Origin of the sequence: Gimesia aquarii (assembly GCF_007748195.1) — a bacterium.
GTDB classification, from domain to species: Bacteria; Planctomycetota; Planctomycetia; order Planctomycetales; family Planctomycetaceae; genus Gimesia; species Gimesia aquarii.
Genome location: NZ_CP037920.1, coordinates 4,104,048 through 4,121,938, shown reverse-complemented (window position 1 = coordinate 4,121,938; position 17,891 = coordinate 4,104,048). Strand labels below are relative to the sequence as shown.

Below are 17,891 nucleotides of genomic sequence, written 5' to 3'. Positions count from 1 at the left end.
TCTCGTTTTTGCTTATCGCACATTCTTTCTTTGTTGTAGGAGCAGCTTGGAGCTATAGCCCTACTGTTGATGAGGTTTCTCATCTGGTAGCTGGACTCAGCCATTGGAGATTTAGCAGATTTGATCTTTATCGAGTTAACCCTCCCCTTGTACATCTAGTAGCAGCATTTCCATTACTGTTTCTTGATGACGTAAAGGAAGACTGGAGTCCGTACTCTACAACTAAAACTGAGCGGAGAGAATTTGCATGTGGTCGCAAATTCTTGGATGCAAATAAGACAAGAGCAATTCAGCTCTATCGAATTGGACGACTCGCCTGCTTGCCATTTACCCTCCTCGGGGCTACAGCAATATTTTTTCTTGGGCGCCAAATATTTGATAGCTATGCCGGTTTACTCTCAATGAGCCTTTGGTGTTTTTCTCCTAATATCATTGGGAACGCAGCCATTATTACTCCTGATATTCCAGCTGCTGCACTGTCTATCCTAGCTGCTTTAACCTTTTGGCAATGGCTCATCAAACCGGTACTCAATACTTCTTTGATTGCAGGTGTGACCCTTGGGTTTGCACTCTCAGCCAAAGGAACATGTATCATTTTACCAGTAGCGTGGTTAATTATTTGGGTGTCGACTTTAGCAAATTCTTTCAACGCCAATAGAAAACGTAGTAAAGAAGCTTGGCAACTCGCGTCAATTTTTATTGTAGCGATTATTGTTTTAAATCTAATGTATGCCTTTGACGGTTCATTTCAACAATTAGGAAATTTTGACTTCGTTTCAAAATCATTAAGAGGATCAAATGAATCAGTTTTGCCTCCAGGTAATAGATTTAAAAATCAATTACTAGGTATTATACCAATACCACTACCTGCCGATTATATTCATGGCATCGATCTGCAAAAAGCTGACTTTGAAAAACCGAGGTGGTCTTACGTAAATAATCATCAACAATTGGGAGGTTGGTGGTGGTGGTACTATTATGCTCTAGCAGTCAAAGTACCACTCGGAACAATACTGCTTTTCTTCATGGCGATTGTTTTTACCCAATATAGGATAGTTGATAGAAATAAAATCCCTGCTACTTGGTGTGTCTTTGTTCCTGCAATCTTAATCGCCATACTTGTGATGAGTCAAACCGCATTTTCAAGATATCTCCGATATCTCCTACCTGCATTTCCCTTTGTGTATGTATGGATTGGTTGTGTACTTCATAGTAATTTAGCTCGACGTAGATGGTGGATTGCGTGTGTTATTTTGTGCTGCCTTGGAAATCTTTATGCTTGTATTCGAATTTATCCACATTATCTAGCCTACTTCAATGAAGTCTCAGGTGGCCCACAGAACGGACATTGGCATCTCCTGGACGCCAATGTTGACTGGGGGCAGGCTAGTCTGGAACTTAAGAACTGGATTGATAAGAACAATCACGAGGACGTTTATGTATCATTATTTGCTGAAATGTATTGTATGCGCCCGTCAGACATGGGAATATCAGCGAGACCACTTCCACTTGAATATGATCAAATAAAAAAAATGTATGTTTCTAAACCCATTGATAAACTACCAAGTGGTCTATATGCCATTAGTGTGAATCACTTGCATGGATATAGACATCATCTTGTTGACATAGACTGTTCCGCCTTTCTAGACCTCAAACCGGTAACCAGCATTGGTCATGCAATTAAAATCTATTACCTGCCCCCAGCGAAAGAGTAAAGATTCAGGTAACATTTAGTGACATTTTCTGTCTTTTTTTGGTTTTTCTGCATTAGATTCAACTAGGATTTAAATTTCACAAATATGACACAAGATTCATGTCTAAAAATTAATAATCAATAATTATTTTACGAGGTTTATCCCACCAACTTACCTAAGTAAGTTGCGCTTGAAATGGAGTAAATACTTTGCGCGCGAATGAAATGGCATTCATTTAGGTATCAACTGCTTGGTAGATCCAATGTTGAGATATTAGGGTGGCTGCGTTGAATGCTGATTAAGTCGGTGAATTTGTCGCTCATCTTTTCCTGGATACTTGCCAATCAACTCTGTTAATTAGTTAACAGAATGTTAATTTATTCCGATTATACCTATTAAGCCTGCTGCAACGATTCTTCTGACATCACAATTTCAGTCCCATTATGCGCGGACAATACGTCCCGTGTTTTTCAGGAGGAGAGGGATGGAACCCTTCCCCAGCAAGAAGCAAGCCAGGTGTTATCGCTATTTAGCGATCGTATTGGGCTTTGGCGCACTCGTGCTGCCTAATCTCGCTTTTCAGGATGCTCAGGCAGAAGACAAAGGTTTTGTGAGCCTCTTTGGATCTGAGAATTCAACAAACACAGAGACGAGCAAAAAACCCCAGGATGTGCTTGATTATGTCGTTGATAAAGCACATGCTGACTGCTTTGTCGATGACCCCTTCCCTTCTGCCGCCAAGTGTGGCAAATGTCATCCACAACATTATCGAGAATGGTCGGTCTCACCTCACGCGTATGCGCAGTTAAGTCCCGTCTTCAATGCGATGTCAAATAAACTCATCAAACTGAATAACGGCACCTTGGGGGATTTTTGTATCCGTTGCCATACACCAATTGGAATGGCGTTATCTGAACCCATTAATATGAGTAACCTTGATCGCCCCCCTTCATCGCGTGAAGGAGTGACCTGTGTCAACTGTCATCGAATTAATCAGGCCTGGGGGAAAGGCGCAGGGCGACAGGCGCTGGTCAGTGGAGACATCAATCAGGTCGTGTATGGTCCCAATGGTGATGAAGGACTCGCGGAAGTCCTGGCAAACCCGGATAAGTATGGTGTTTTGAAAACAACGGAAAATCCACATATCAAAGGTCGTGAAGTTCACGCGAAAGCGTATCGGTTTTTCCAGTTGATTACGCCTGGTTTCTGTGGCAGTTGTCATGATGTTTTTGCGCCCAACGGGTTTCGATTAGAAGACGCCTTCAGTGAATTTAAACATTCTCCTTCCGCTAAGAAGTTCAAAGAAAACTGTCAGGACTGTCATATGGGAGCCGTACCAGGTGAGCCCAAAGGATACAGCTTTTCTCCTGCTGCTATCGTTGGCAATGTGAAGACACCAGTACGTAAGCATACAAATCATATGATGATTGGTCCTGATTATCCGATCATTCATCGGGGCCTCTTTCCGCATAATCCTAAAGCGGTTCGTGAGGAAGATTCAGACCCGAAAACAGCCGAAGGGCTTGCTACTATGCGCGAGTGGCTCGTCTTTGATGACGCCGGAGGTTGGGGAACACCTGTTTTCGAAAAGCATGTAACCAAGGGAACTTATTTTCCGCCTCCCTGGGATGATCAGGTGATGCGGATCAAGGCACGGCACATTTTAAACGATCAATATGAATTGCTCGCTGAGGCAACGTCACAGAGGCTGCAAATTTTGCAGGCAGGTTATCATCTGGGAGACATACAGGTTGAAAAAGCAAACGGTTATGGATTGAAGTTTTGTGTTCCTGTTTCCAATATCACGCTGGGACATGGGGTACCAACCGGGTTCGATGCAGAACGTGTTGTTTTTTTAAGGACAATGGTCTGGGATCAAAATGGCAGACTTGTCTTTCAATCGGGAGACCTGGATCCGAATGGTGACATTCGAGATTCACATTCGTTGTATGTGCATAATGGAAAAGTGCCTCTCGATCGACAGCTCTTTACGCTGCAATCAAGATTTATCACACGCAATATTCGTGGAGGAGAACGTGAGCAGGTTCTTAACGTTCCCTATTCTCTTGATCCACTCCCCTATTTTCGGCCAGAGACGCGTCCCTTTACTGTTCTGGGGCGTCCCACGGGAGCACGAAAGCAAAAGCAGAATATACCACCCAGAAGTAGCCGACTGGCAAAATACCATCTATCACGCAGGCAGTTGACAGGACCAGGAAACTATACCGTTCGTATCCAAATGATCGCCGGGATGGTGCCGGTCAATCTGGTTCATGAAATTTCTGATGTCGGATTTGATTATGGCATGTCCGCCCGAAATATTGCGGATGGCGTTGTTGAAGGACACATGGTTTTATACGAAAAGGTAGAAACAATCTGTGTTCGCTAAGACAGATTTCTGGACATGATAATTAACCATCAGCGCTCTCTACGACTACTACTCATGCATACAATCCTATTGTATTCAGGGATCGTTGTTGCGCAGGATCTCGAAGAACCAGGCAGAGTGTTTCTTCCTCCCGCCGTAGATGAGAGTCAAGAAATAGAAGATCTCGAACTTGAAAAGTACGGCGAGACCTATATTAACCCATTCGCCGAACGTATTGAATACGATCCGAGTCTGGTGCATGATCACGATCCACTCTACTGGAAGCTAGGTGAGACGCTTTTAGAAATCTTGTCAGCGCCAGCTGAACCACTGGCACACTTTGGTGAGCGATTGATTTGTGCAGAACACTACACATCAGAATCTCCCTTAGATGAGTATGCGATCGGGTTACAACCGATTCCCGATCGTCCTAATTTACTGGTCGAGACAAACGAAAAATTCCTGGATATTGGATTTTTGAATCAAGGGATCGTAATACCAACCGGTGCGGTCTGGCGACCTTCTATCTGGGTCTTCGGTACCTATCGAACTGGCTTGAACTATTTTAATAATCGAACGGGAACCAATACTACAGAATGGGCCAACCGGCTTGATCTATTCGGACAACTGAATCTCTCAGGAACAGAACGAATTTTGTTAGGGCTGCGTTCACTTGATAAAGAGTTAACGGCTTCCAGGCTGTTCACAGGTTATGACTTCCATGATGGTCGATGGCTCGATGGTTTGAATGCGGATATCCAAACACTCTTTTTTGAAGGTGATTTTGGGGAGATTTTTCCCAATCTGGACCCTTATGATGTCCACAGATACGACATTGGGTTTTCAGTGGGTCGACAGCCGATGTCGTTTCAGCAGGGATTGTTGATTAATGAAGATATGGTTGATGCCGTTACCGTAACGCGAAACACAGTTAACGGCGGAGGCATTTTGAATATGCGAATTACGGGTGTCTACGTTGAGGGGGAGATCAATCGAAATAATAACGTACGCGATCCGGATTCCCGCATGTATGGTATTTTCACTGAGACAGATCTTGCCGTCAGCACGGTGAATGCCGACGTAGCCACCGTTCATTCCAGCAATCAGCAATTTGGCAGTATGACTGCCTTCGGCTTAAGTGCCATTCAACGTCTACATGGATTTCACAACACTTATAATACTTCATTCCAGGTATTAGGGTCATTTCCGCATGAAGGAGAAACTGCGGCGTCTGGACAGGGGGAATTGCTTTTCAGTCAGATTTCACTAACGCCGCACCATTCGTCTGATCTAGTCTATTTCAATGCGTTTCTGGCCATCGATGAGTTTACGTCTCCCGCACGAGGAACACTGGCAGGGGGACCTTTAGGGCAAGTTGGTTTGCTTTATGCCGCAGCTGGTTTAGGGCAATATGGTGCCCCGTTAAGTAATCAGGCGACGGATGCTGCGGGGGCCAGTCTCGGCTACCAACTGTTTTATGATAAGACCCGCCAGCAACTCATTTTCGAAATTGGTGGTCGAAAAAATACGAAGGGAATCAATGATGGTGCTATCGCTGGAGCCATACGCTATCAGAAAGCGATTGGGCAACATTGGATTATGCTACTCGATAGCTTTGTCTCCAAACAGGAATCTCGCGGCGTTGGTTCCGGTGCGCGCATCGAGTTTCTTGCGAAGTTCTAAAGTGCTTCCAGCATCATACTTCAATCAGACGTATGATGTTAAAGGATTCTCCCCAGGGTGTTCTGTTCACAACGTTGGTATAACCGTTACAAAACGAAGTAAGCTTATCTGAGAGTCTCGGCTTGTCGTTACTAATGGCAATCAGCTAGAATAGCCGGAACTATAATATATCGAAGGTACTTACATCGGCTGGGAGATCTGTTTGTTGATAGATGAGCAAGAAAACTCGGAAGAGTTTCTCAAACGGTTACGTCAGGATCCGGAAGGAGTTCTTGCCGATGAATACAGCCAGCATCGTGATCGTCTCTGGGGAATTGTGAATTTCCGCATCGATCAACGTCTGTTAGGTCGAGTCGATGCGGATGATATTTTGCAGGAAGCATACCTCGATGCTGCGACACGCATTGAACATTATCTCAATGATCCGGCAACTTCATTTTTTATCTGGCTCCGTACAATTGTCGGACAAACTCTGATCGATGTTCACCGGCGTCACCTGGGAGCACAAAAACGCGATGTCAGAAGAGAAGTGAAGCAAAAACGCAGAATATTTTCCGCTTCGACATCATTTCAAATAGCAGATATGTTGCTGGGGAATTTGTCATCTCCCAGTCAGGCAGCACTCAAGGAAGAGTTATCCATTCAGTTACATGAGGCACTTGAAAGTCTGAATGAAATGGATCGTGAGATATTAGTACTTCGCCATTTTGAAGAATTGTCGAATCTCGAAGCCGCTGAAGTACTGGAAATTGAACCTAAAGCAGCCAGTATGAGATATTTTCGTGCATTAACCAGATTGCGCTCCGTTCTCGTCCAAATTCCGGGTATTATTGAATAGTCAGACTGATTTGATGAGAGTGGTTGAGATTTAAAATTTACAGGACAGCAGGCAATGTCATCCCGTTCACAGCACGCAATCAATGATCAGATTACGTCCGAGTTTCCCGACTTGGAGCAGATTGCTGAGGAGTTTATCGCGCAACTCCGAAAAGGAACCAGCGTATCTATTTCAGAGTATGTTGAACGTTATCCTGATCTTGCCAATGAAATTCAAGAATATTTTCCCGCTATCATTGCACTCGAAGGTGGAAAACATGTCGGTGATTCTAATGGGAAAGTTTCTTTAGGGGCAAGCACACCAAAGCAACTCGGTGATTTTAGAATCGTTCAAGAACTTGGACGAGGTGGTATGGGAGTCGTTTATGAAGCAGTTCAGGAATCGCTCAATCGACGAGTCGCACTAAAGCTTTTACCGCGACATCTACTACTCGAAGAAAAACAGTTGAAGCGGTTTCGTCGTGAAGCTGAGTTAACTGCTTCACTCCATCACACAAATATCGTGCCCGTCTATGGTGTGGGAGAGAATGATGGCTTTCATTATTACGTAATGCAACTCATCGAAGGGATCGGGCTCGATGAACTGGCTCAGAGAATGGTTGTCACGGCTGCTGATAAAGTATCCAGCAGATTGAATGTTGCAGGTAATTCGACAACGCAGATGGGAATAGAGACTTCTGAATCGGAAGATAAATTTTCAAATCCAAATACGCTGGGTCAAGCAAAAACAGAAAATCACGTGGAAGCGGACTTTGAAGAATATGTAAAAACTCCACAAAAGATTGCCGTTTTGGGAATCCAGGCTGCGAATGCTTTGCAATATGCCCATGAACGCGGAATCTTGCATCGTGACATTAAACCGGGAAATCTACTTCTCGATCGAGATGGCCTATTATGCATCACAGATTTTGGTTTAGCACGTGCAGCCGAACAGAGTGATGTCAGTCAGTCAACAGATATCGTGGGTACTCTGGGCTATATGGCGCCTGAAATGTTTCGGGGGGAGACCTGCTCCCAAAGCGATATTTATGGGCTGGGAATCACGCTTTATGAATTATTAACAAAACATCCCGCCATTGAACGTTCAAGTCGGCACCAAATGATTGAACGGATTACACATGGTTCTGTTGTTCCACTCAGGCGTATTAATCCTGAGATTTCACGCGATCTGGAAACGATTGTGCTCAAAGCGATTGCACATAACCCCAAACATCGCTATCAGAATGCGAGAGATTTAGCTGAGGACCTGCAACGTTTTCTTGATAACCGGCCGATTCGAGCCAGGCGCGTGACTGCCATTGAGCGTCTCTGGCGCTGGAGTCGTAGAAATCCCGCTGTTGCAACCTTATCGAGTCTTGCTTTATTCCTGTTAATGATGCTGGGAGTCTCTTTTGCTTTTGGATTTGAACAGGAACGACAGCAAAGAAAACGTGCTGAAGCGTCTTCTCAATTGGCGACAGAGGCACTTGACCGAGTCTTTAACCGATTTGTTCCAAGTCGCGCTGGTTCTTCGAAAAGTGACAATACAACTGCCGATTATGTAGAACCAGTTTTGTCTCGCGAATCGGCTGATTTATTGGCGGGAATGGTACAGTTCTATGAGCAGTTGGCTGAATCGACCGGAGAGCAACATGAGTTTGAGCTAAAAGCGGCAAATGCGCAACACAAAGTCGGTGATATTCATCGTCGACTGGGGGACTTTGAGTCTGCGTTAGATGCATATCAAAAGTCGCTCACACTTTATCAGCAGAATCTCGAAAAATCAGATCCCTTTACGATTGCTACTCTTTTAAATGAAATTGGTCGAGTTTATAGCTATCTGGGGCAACGTCAGGAGGCAAAACAGTCTCATCACAAGGCAGAACAAATATTGCAAACCGCGCTGGCTCAAAAACCGGATCAAGCTTCGCTTCGTTTTGAACTGGCACGTACTTACTATTTGATGTCTCGGAAAATTCGTCCTGAACAAATTGAGAGAAACAGAGCAGAATCAGCAACTCCCCTGCCCCATATGATTGATAATGAGTCAGGGTACGAGCAGGCTCGTTTACAAGAAGCGATTGATATTCTTGAACAGCTGATTCACTCCAATTCTGCAAAACCGGAATATCGATACCTCCTGGCTTTGTGTCTGCAGGAGCAAATATCAAATCGATCTTTTCCGCAATCGTCGGAAGACAGCAAAAAACAAGAACGTGTGCATCAGATTCTTGAAAATCTGGTTCAGGAATACCCCCATGTTGCAGACTATCGTCAGGCCATTGTTAAAGCTTATGAAAGAATAGATATTCAACATGTTCCCACGTTCTTAGTAAATGAGGCGCTTCTTACACAATTAAAAAAAGCAATTCAGCATGCGAGCCGTTTGGTTTCTGAATACCCGACTATTCCTGAGTACAAAATTTCTTTAATCCATGCACACAATAAGATGGCTCATGTATTAGATGCATTATCAAAACAGAATGCGACTTTAGAGGAAGTACGTCTACGTCATGATTCAGCTGAGCTTTCGTTAAGAGCAGCCATCAGATTACAAAAAGAACTCATTGTTCAATTTCCTCAATACGCTGAATATAAAAACTGGTTAGCAAAGTTTCAAATTGCGTTAGGAAAAATTCTTTATAGAAAAGAACACGAAGAAGAAGCAATCAGTTTATTGGAGGGTGCGGTTGAAATTCTGGAAACAGAATTGAAAACACAATCCCAGGCGCCTTTTATTTATTATGAGCTTCGCGATGCAACAGAGGAACTCTCTCATATTTATGAAGAAATGGGAAATGAAGTAGATAGCATCGTGATGTGGGACAAATTTGAAAAATACAAATCTGTTCTCAAGAAACTACAACCAGAAGGTGCCCCACGTCGTCCCGGAAATCTGAGACGTCCCCCACGTGGTAGACGCCGTCCTATGCGTGATCAGCAGCCTCCGCCGTTTCGGCGATACTAGCCCTAAGTGACCGTGTTATATGATCTGAGGCTATTTATAACGTTTTAGTGGTTATTTTTACGGAATATAAACCAACTTTTGGGGGAATTGTGACGGTGCTTTGTACGGAGTTTGATATTCCTCCCATTAATAAATCGAACAAGATCAACACTGAGTTCTTTTGCTGATCGATACCGTGTTTGTTGCGATTTTGCGATACAATTCAAAATGATCGTTTCAAAGTCTACTGGAATATTTGCGTTTCGTTTACGGGGCCGCAATGCTTCATTGTGGAGGATATGATCGATCAGTTTACTTCTCTTATCAATCTTGAAAGCGGGCGAGAGTGTTGCCAGTTCGTAGAGTACCATTCCTAGAGAATAGAGGTCACTTTGCTCGTTATGCTGATCTTTGAATCGTTCAGGGGCCTGGTAAAGTAACACTCTTGCAGACTGTTGTTTTAGTAATCCATCTGCAAATTGTGGTAAGCTGAAATTGGCCAGCCAGCTCTGCCTTTCACGATTTAATAAGATGTTTTCCGGGCTGATATTAAAATGTAATATTCCTCGGCTATGAGAATAACGTAAGGCTTTGGCTATCTGCAGCCCGATTTCTGCAAATGCATTCCATTTATTTTGTGTTAAAGTGAGCGCAATTGCTTCAGTCTGCTTGTCATGAGAAACTTCTTTGTTCTCGTCTGACAGATATTGGATGATTTGATCCAACCTGACTCCATTCACTAGTTGCAGAACCGCGTAGCAATATCCCTGATCTTCTCCAACATGATAGAGGGAGATGATATTCGGGTGCTTGAGCCGAGATGCCAGACCGGACTCAAGTTTGAATCGATCCCTCCAACGTGGGATCGTTTCTGCCTTCCAGGGTAACATCTTTACTGCAACATGACGATTTGAGCTACCCTGTATTGCTTCGTAAGAGATTGATGTTTTGTTGCGACTGATTTCACGAATGAATCGATAATCCCCCAGTTGTTTAACAATGAACTCATCAGGTGGTGGGTATAGTAAGCGCGAGGACTCTCGATTTCCTTTCCATTGCTCCATTGTGATCAGCACGGGAAAGCTTTCACGGATTGCTTCGGCATATTCAGGATAAGCAATCGCATAATCTTCAATTGAAGGGTTCAACCACTGTCGATATTCATCCAGAAACTGGCTCGCCAGCGTTTCAAGTGAATTGCCTTCTGTTACTATCTCAGAAGAGTGACCTTTCGTTTTTTGAGGTTCAGAATTCATGTTGGCCCTTCAAAGTATCCCAAGGCAACGTTTACGATTCCATTACTCTTGCTTGTACTATTAGTACGGCGTAGCATTGAGTAAATATTTGAAATCTTGTCAGGATAAACTGCTTTTTATGCTTTACCGTCGATTTCATTTCACGTCGCCATAGAGATCGTAATAAACTGATAAAAGTGTCTAATACATTACAATCAGGCTTAAGTTTAATAACGTGAGTGGCTCATTTGTTGCTACACAAAATAGCTTTATTTTAGTAATTGATCAGTAGAAAACCCCAAAAACAGCTGTTTCCTAAACCGAAACACTAAGCTTTTATGATTGTAAACTGATTTCTGTTCCGAAGTGGCTCAAAAGGTAATAAGTAGCTAGACATTATTACTTTGATGTAGTTGACTGTTTGTGCACTGTTCAATGTTCGCTGGAATCAGCCTTGAAACAGAATGGTCCAAGGCTCGCATTCGGGGCCGAAGCGCGGTCTAACATAGGACACGATAGGCGTTCTGAAGCGTGCATTTTGTGAATTAGCAATTAACACTCTATTAAGAAATAACTGAATCCTGGAGATTGGAATAGATTACCCTTCTTATTTCTCTCATTCAGCATCATAAAACGATAGAAAATACGTCTGAATAAGTTTGTTGAAAAGAGTTGGTTTTCTGGCACACAAAACGAACCAATAGCTCTCTTCCTGAAGATTGTGTGAAAATCTAAGTTGGACTAAGATTACTTTTATGCAGGCAATCATGAGATAACACTACTAAAAGTGATTATTAGTTACTTGACAGTGATCTATTGAAAATAGCTCCATAATTGGTCTGAAATCTGCTTAATTATGAGAGGCTGATTTGTGGTGGTTACACCATAAGTGAGAAAAAAGTAAAGTACATATCATGCAATACGTTTATCATCGAATCTCCCTCAATCTGGTTTTGATTGCAGTGATCGTCATAGGAGTTAGTTCTTCTTGTCTGAGCCTGTTCGCTGCAGATTGGCCCACTTATCGAGCAGATGCAAATCGCAGTGGATACACGGCTGATGAATTGCCGACGGAACTTGTACAACACTGGAAACATCAAACCGAGCATGCACCTCAACCTGCCTGGCCACGTAGCACACGTTTAACCTATGATCGTGCAAATCATTGCGTGATAGCCAAGGGACGCGTTTTTCATGGTGACAGTGTAACTGGAAAAGTACGTGCTCTGGATCTCAAAACCGGTCAACAGATTTGGGAATTCTACACTGAAGGCCCCGTTCGATTTGCCCCAGCAGTCTGGCAGGATCAACTGTTCGTTGCCAGTGATGACGGTCATCTTTATGCCCTTCAGGTTGACAATGGAACGTTATTATGGAAACGCCGAGGTGGACCAGGAGACAAGATGGTTGTGGGAAATGAGCGTGTGATTTCCAAATGGCCAGCGCGCGGGGCACCTGTTGTTTGGGGCAATACTGTTTATTTTGCATCCGGTATCTGGCCCAGTGATGGCATTTTTCTTTATGCTTTAAATGCGAAAACGGGAGAGCAAATCTGGTCTAACAAAGATTCGGGGCAGATTTATATGCCCCAGCCCCACGGTGGCGCTAATGCCAATAGCGGTATCTCCGCACAGGGATATCTGGCGGTTGCTGGAGATCACCTGCTCGTACCTGCCGGACGCGCAGTCCCTGCGTCAATGGATCGCCACACAGGGAAATTTGAATATTTTCATCTACAAAAAAACAGAAAAGAAGGTGGCGGCGATACGATTGTTATCGGCGATCTTTTCTTAAACAGTGGAGTGATTTTCAAATCAGCTGACGGTCAGGCCATTGGGAAATCGGGGGGCGGTCAAATCGCTGCGACGAAAGACGGGCTGGTACTGGCAAATAAAGGTACAATCACCCGCTATCAATGGATTGATAGCGAAAATCCTGATCGGAAGGGGAAGCTCGTTCAAACGAAAAGCCTTAAGAAACTCTGGTCTGCCAAAGCCGCTCATACTTGTGACAGTATCATTATTGCCGGTAACAAAATTGTTTCTGGGTCTGCTGGTTTTGTGGATCTGATAGATTTGAACTCAGGCAAGAATCTCTGGACGACCTCTGTGGAAGGTACCGCCTATGGCTTAGCTGTGAGCAATGGAAATCTGGTCGTCAGCACAGATCGCGGTATGATTTATGCGTTTGGCTCTCCCAATTCAATACCTCCAGGTCAGCAAGAGAAAACTGCACACAAAACGCCCTTCCCCTCAAATTCAAAAATAGCAAACGTGGCTGCAGAAATTCTCAGTGAATCAAAAGTCGATCACGGCTACTGTTTTGACATCGGTTGTGGCGATGGAGCCCTGGCTTATGAAATAGCAACCCGTACCAAAATGCGTGTTGTTGCTATTGAGTCAGATCCGCAGCTGGTTGCAATGGCTCGTAAAAATTTGACGGCAGCAGGATTGTATGGAAAACGAGTCGTTGTATTGCAGCGTCCGCTCGATCAAACAAACTGTCCTAACAAGGTTGCCAATCTGATTGTATCCAGTCGGTCAATTAAGGCAGGAACGAAGTCCCTTTCGCTTACTGAAGCCAGACGATTACAACGACCTTATGGTGGTGTCATTTGTTACGGTAAACCGGGAGAGTTAAAAACAGAGCTGCGTGGAGCAATTCCTGGTGCTGGAGAATGGACACACCAATATGCGGATGCAGGAAATTCACTCTGTAGTAACGATAAACTGGTCAACGGCCAGTTAGGCATGCTCTGGTATCGTGACTTTGACTTTGTCGTTCCTTCCCGGCATGGTCGCGGACCTGCTCCCCTGTTCTCAAACGGACGTCTATTTCACGAAGGTAACGATGGCATTATCGCCGTTGATGCATTTAACGGCCACGAGCTATGGCAATTCAAAATCGAAGGGGTTCTCAAAGCTTATGATGGCGATGAGTTGATGGGGGCGTCGGGAACAGGCAGTAACTATTGCCTGGGTGACAACTTTGTTTTTGTACGTCATGAGCAGAAATGTTTTCAGGTGGATGCTGCTACAGGGCAACTGGTGAAAACGTTTGAAGTTCCCCCACCCAAGGATGCTTCCAGCAAAGAAGAAGTGAAACAACCTTGGGGATACATTGCCTTTCATGATGGTGCGATCATCGGTTCAGCAGCTGACCCCAGCCATATTGTTGCCTACCGATATCATCACACAACAGGAGACATGAAAAAACAGCTCACCGAATCAAACAGACTGTTTGCGTTTGATGTAAAAACAGGCCGACTGAAATGGCAGCACGATTCCAAAGACTCGTTTCGTCACAATGCGATTGCGATTGCCGACGATAAGATTTATTTGATCGATCGTCCGCTGGCTGAGTTTGATCGCACGAAAGAGTCCAAACGAAAGCCCCTTCCCAAGACTAGAAACCACCCCACCGGTCAATTGATCTGCCTGAGTATAACAGATGGTTATGTTCTCTGGAAAAACGGTAAGGATATCTACGGCACGATGCTCGCTGTGAGCCCTGAAAACAATGCGTTGCTGATGAGTTATCAACCAACAAGCTTCAGGCTCTCTTCAGAAATTGGGGGCAGGCTCAGTGTCTTTGACAGCAACACCGGAGAAAAAACCTGGGAGGCCAAAGCCAATTACAAGTCACGTCCGCTCATTAATGGCAAGACCGTATACGCGCAGGGAGGCGCCTGGGATTTACTTTCAGGAAAACCGAAACCGTTTAATTTCAAGCGCTCGTACGGTTGCGGCATCCTGGCGAGCTGTGAAAACATGATGTTCTTCCGATCCGCCACGCTTGGCTATTTCGATTTCAACAAAAATACAAAAATCGAAAACTACGGCGGTGTCCGTCCGGGGTGCTGGATCAACGCTATTCCCGCTGGTGGTCTTGTGCTGGTTCCCGACGCCTCGGCAGCCTGCAGTTGCAGCTATTTGAATAAATCATGGTTTGCACTGGAAACGGTAACGACTAATTAGTTTCTGAAATTCGAAACCATTTAAAAAAATGATCCGAACAGTCACACCTGAAGATACAGATTCACTGATTCATTTGGCTGAAGAGGTAGGCCTTTTCTCACCTGATGAGTTAGAAGATCTGCGACAGATGTTGGTCGAATCGTTGACCAGTGCTGGGGATCAACGGCCGTTATGGATTACCGACGACGACAATGGGCTGGTGGGAGTTGCCTACTGTGAACCAGAGCGAATGACTGAAGGGACATGGAATCTCTTATTAATAGCCGTCCATCCGAGTCACCAGAAGCAAGGTCGTGGCGAAAAATTGATACACTATGTGGAACAAACTTTGTCAGCTCGTGCAGCTCGGATTTTGCTGGTCGAGACGTCGGGGACACCCGATTTTGAATACGTGCGCGAATTCTATCGAAAGAAGGGTTTTGACGAAGAAGCACGCATTCGTGATTTTTACGCTGAAGGTATGGACAAAGTGATCTTCCGCAAGGAATTGGCAGTGCAGAGATAGTGCCTCTTCTGTTGAAACGGAATTGAAGTAAGGTGAACTTGATCAATGATTCACACCGCTTATCACCCTGCTCTATTTTCGCTTTCGAGTTCGGAATCGAGAAATTTGCCCCACTTTCTTAATAACACATTGTAATTCGGGCATCCTCAAATTACAGTAAATAACACGTTTACCGTTTCCGAATACAAGTAAAATCTTCTTTTGACATACAACAACAGGAATGAGTTATGAATACGACACTTTATCTGAAAAAAGGCCTCTGCTCAGGTTTGGTTTTGATGTTACTGTGTGCATCCACCTTAACCGCGGGTGAAAAACAAGCTTCTAAAAAACAGAATGTTCCACCTGAAGGATTTGTGGCTTTATTTAACGGGAAAGATTTGTCCGGCTGGATTGGGATGAATTTTCACACAGTCAAAGGAAAAAGTCCGCTCGCCGTCAAGAAGATGCCTGCTGCGGAACGTGAAGCATTGCTGAAAAAGAACTGGGAAGACGTTCTAAAGCATTGGTCTGTAGAAAAGGGAGAGTTGGTAAATGATGGGCATGGCGTCTATCTAACCACAGCCGAGAATTATGGTGATTTTGAACTATTACTTGACTATAAAACGGTTGCGAAAGCGGATAGCGGTATCTATCTTCGCGGTGTTCCACAGGTCCAAATTTGGGACACGACTAAAGAAGGAGGCAAATGGGATCGTAAAGCCAACTTGGGTTCAGGTGGGTTATACAATAACAAAGGTGAAGGTAAATACCCGCTCGTCCATGCTGACAAGCCATTTGGTGAATGGAACCATCTACGGATTATCATGAAAGGGGAAAAGGTTACAGTTTATTTGAACGATAAACTGGTCGTAGATAATAAGAAAATGGATAACTATTACGAAAAAGATACTCCCATCTATGCGACTGGCCCCATACAATTACAGACACATGGTGGCGAAATTCGTTTTCGCAATGTGTTTCTGAAACAATTAAAATAGAAATTAAGCAGCGCCTTAGAATTAGCACTCGTTCTAAGCGTGAGGCCGAATATTTTTACTGGTGTTACAGATGGTTCAACATTCCAGACAGGGGCTGTTCAGGGAGGATGCTCTACATGATGCGATATTGTAATCGATTGTTTCTAGTTGGGATGTTGCTCCTTGCCGGGTGTACGAAAACGACTCCTGTGGAAGAAGTTTCAGTAAAATCAAGTGGCATTGCTCTGGATGAAAGTGATGTGACTGATCTTTCCACTGCATGGCCGGGCTGGCGTGGACCTCAGCAGAATGGCATCGCCCCAGATCAAGAATTGCCGACTCAATGGAATGAAACAACGAATATCATCTGGAGAACAGACATTCCCGGGCGGGGGCATAGTTCTCCTATTGTCGTTGATGACCTGGTTTTACTGGCAACCGCTGATGACCAAAGTCAGCAGCAGATGGTCATGGCCTTGAATCGTGCCGATGGAACAGTTCGTTGGGAGTCTGTGGTTCATGAGGGTGGATTTCCTTCACCGAGGGAATTACACAAAAAGGGAACCAATGCGAATGGAACCGTTTTATGTGATGGCGACCACATTTATGCCGTCTTTTTCAATTCCGGTAAGATTATTGCAACGGCTCTCGATTTAGAGGGCAAGCAACTTTGGCAGCAAGAATTGGGAGCCTTCAATTCCAAATTTGGCTACGCCCCTTCACCACTGCTTTATAAGTCATTCGTGATTATTGCCGCGGATAATCGTGGTGGAGGCTACATTGCCGCCTTGGATCGGAAATCAGGAAAGATTGCCTGGCGCATCGCTCGCCCTGCAATCAGTACTTATTCAAGTCCTGTAGTTGCAGATGTAGGCGGACGCGATCAATTACTGATCAGCGGTTGTGATCAGGTCGCCAGCTATGATCCATCGACGGGAAAACTTAATTGGAGTACTCCCTGTCTGGCTGAAGCGACTTGTGGAACGATTGTCACGACGAAGGATCGAATTTTTGCCAGTGGCGGTTACCCCAAACGTGAGACCGTCTGTTTGTCTGCTGACGGTAAACTGCTCTGGTCTGATAAAACGAAGATCTATGAACCATCGATGTTGGTGGATGGCAGTCAACTTTATGGAATTACAGATGATGGAATTGCCTACTGCTGGTCCACAGAGACAGGTGACGTGCTCTGGAAAAATCGAATGCGTGGTTCTTTCAGTGCTTCACCGATTCTCTGCAACGGATTGATCTATGTATCTAATCTTTTAGGGGACACGTTTGTTTTCGAAGCGAACGCTAATGGTTATCAAGAAGTCGCCATTAACAAGCTCGGCGATGATTGCTACGCCAGCCCTGCAGTTTCTGATGGTCAGCTGTTTCTAAGAATTGGAAAACAGTCAGACGGTAAACGGCAGGAAGAACTTGTCTGCATCGGCCAGGTGTCTGTACCGGCCGAGTAGTTTAAAAGTCCAAAGCTTGATCCAACGCCTCCCTCTTTTATGCATCGATTTTTTCTTAGTCCAGTTTCATCTGGTGAAAAAATTGGATGTTCTTCTACGATATCTGGACGTATTTCTTCTGATTTCTTTGTCTATTAAGTCGTTTTAGTGCAGTCAAGTCCTGTTTTGGGTAAGATCAAATATTTGGTAAAATTGTTAAAAAAGGAAGAATATGAGTCTAAATCAATGGAAAGAGAGTCTCTGTTTA

At 44.4% G+C, this 17,891-nt stretch carries 10 protein-coding genes; 9 read left to right on the top strand and 1 reads right to left on the bottom strand.

What is annotated here, in order from left to right; translation table 11 throughout:
- Window positions 1-8: 8 nt before the first annotated feature.
- The 5 genes from V144x_RS15905 to V144x_RS15885 all read left to right on the top strand — a co-directional run bounded on the left by V144x_RS15905 (window position 9) and on the right by V144x_RS15885 (window position 9,529).
- Window positions 9-1,715: an ArnT family glycosyltransferase gene (locus V144x_RS15905; protein ID WP_197998459.1), complete on the top strand. Its 1,707-nt coding sequence runs from the start codon at window positions 9-11 to the stop codon at window positions 1,713-1,715.
- Between the two features lie 463 nt (window positions 1,716-2,178).
- On the top strand, window positions 2,179-4,083 hold the full coding sequence (locus V144x_RS15900) for a multiheme c-type cytochrome (protein WP_144986107.1): 1,905 nt from the start codon (window positions 2,179-2,181) through the stop codon (window positions 4,081-4,083).
- A 54-nt stretch (window positions 4,084-4,137) separates the two neighbouring features.
- On the top strand, window positions 4,138-5,745 hold the full coding sequence (locus tag V144x_RS15895) for a hypothetical protein (RefSeq protein ID WP_144986106.1): 1,608 nt from the start codon (window positions 4,138-4,140) through the stop codon (window positions 5,743-5,745).
- Window positions 5,746-5,950: 205 nt separating this feature from the next.
- On the top strand, window positions 5,951-6,583 hold the full coding sequence (locus V144x_RS15890) for a sigma-70 family RNA polymerase sigma factor (protein WP_144986105.1): 633 nt from the start codon (window positions 5,951-5,953) through the stop codon (window positions 6,581-6,583).
- A gap of 54 nt (window positions 6,584-6,637) precedes the next feature.
- Window positions 6,638-9,529 carry a serine/threonine-protein kinase gene (locus V144x_RS15885; protein WP_144986104.1) on the top strand — a complete coding sequence of 964 codons (2,892 nt, stop codon included), beginning with the start codon at window positions 6,638-6,640 and terminating at the stop codon, window positions 9,527-9,529.
- Window positions 9,530-9,573: 44 nt separating this feature from the next.
- Here V144x_RS15885 and V144x_RS15880 read toward each other — a convergent pair whose 3' ends face one another.
- On the bottom strand, window positions 9,574-10,764 hold the full coding sequence (locus V144x_RS15880) for a serine/threonine protein kinase (protein ID WP_144986103.1): 1,191 nt from the start codon (window positions 10,762-10,764) through the stop codon (window positions 9,574-9,576).
- Between the two features lie 893 nt (window positions 10,765-11,657).
- On the opposite strand from V144x_RS15880, the gene V144x_RS15875 reads away from it, so the two are divergent.
- The 4 genes from V144x_RS15875 (at window position 11,658) to V144x_RS15860 (ending at window position 17,644) form a co-directional block, all read left to right on the top strand.
- Window positions 11,658-14,720, top strand: a complete 3,063-nt coding sequence (locus tag V144x_RS15875; protein WP_144986102.1) for an outer membrane protein assembly factor BamB family protein — start codon at window positions 11,658-11,660, stop codon at window positions 14,718-14,720.
- 28 nt (window positions 14,721-14,748) lie between these two features.
- The gene (locus V144x_RS15870) at window positions 14,749-15,225 is read left to right on the top strand and encodes a GNAT family N-acetyltransferase (protein WP_144986101.1); all 477 of its coding nucleotides are present in this window, start codon (window positions 14,749-14,751) and stop codon (window positions 15,223-15,225) included.
- A 227-nt stretch (window positions 15,226-15,452) separates the two neighbouring features.
- Window positions 15,453-16,205: a 3-keto-disaccharide hydrolase gene (locus tag V144x_RS15865; RefSeq protein ID WP_232102546.1), complete on the top strand. Its 753-nt coding sequence runs from the start codon at window positions 15,453-15,455 to the stop codon at window positions 16,203-16,205.
- A 116-nt stretch (window positions 16,206-16,321) separates the two neighbouring features.
- Window positions 16,322-17,644: a PQQ-binding-like beta-propeller repeat protein gene (locus tag V144x_RS15860; RefSeq protein WP_197998458.1), complete on the top strand. Its 1,323-nt coding sequence runs from the start codon at window positions 16,322-16,324 to the stop codon at window positions 17,642-17,644.
- Window positions 17,645-17,891 lie beyond the last annotated feature (247 nt).

Bases quoted from the DNA above. Each gene is read 5' to 3' on its own strand.
- V144x_RS15860 (WP_197998458.1), top strand. From the start codon at position 16,322: ATGATGCGATATTGTAATCGATTGTTTCTAGTTGGGATGTTGCTCCTT.
- V144x_RS15865 (WP_232102546.1), top strand. From the start codon at position 15,453: ATGAATACGACACTTTATCTGAAAAAAGGCCTCTGCTCAGGTTTGGTT.
- V144x_RS15875 (WP_144986102.1), top strand. From the start codon at position 11,658: ATGCAATACGTTTATCATCGAATCTCCCTCAATCTGGTTTTGATTGCA.
- V144x_RS15895 (WP_144986106.1), top strand. From the start codon at position 4,138: ATGCATACAATCCTATTGTATTCAGGGATCGTTGTTGCGCAGGATCTC.
- V144x_RS15870 (WP_144986101.1), top strand. From the start codon at position 14,749: ATGATCCGAACAGTCACACCTGAAGATACAGATTCACTGATTCATTTG.
- V144x_RS15885 (WP_144986104.1), top strand. From the start codon at position 6,638: ATGTCATCCCGTTCACAGCACGCAATCAATGATCAGATTACGTCCGAG.
- V144x_RS15880 (WP_144986103.1), bottom strand. From the start codon at position 10,764: ATGAATTCTGAACCTCAAAAAACGAAAGGTCACTCTTCTGAGATAGTA.
- V144x_RS15900 (WP_144986107.1), top strand. From the start codon at position 2,179: ATGGAACCCTTCCCCAGCAAGAAGCAAGCCAGGTGTTATCGCTATTTA.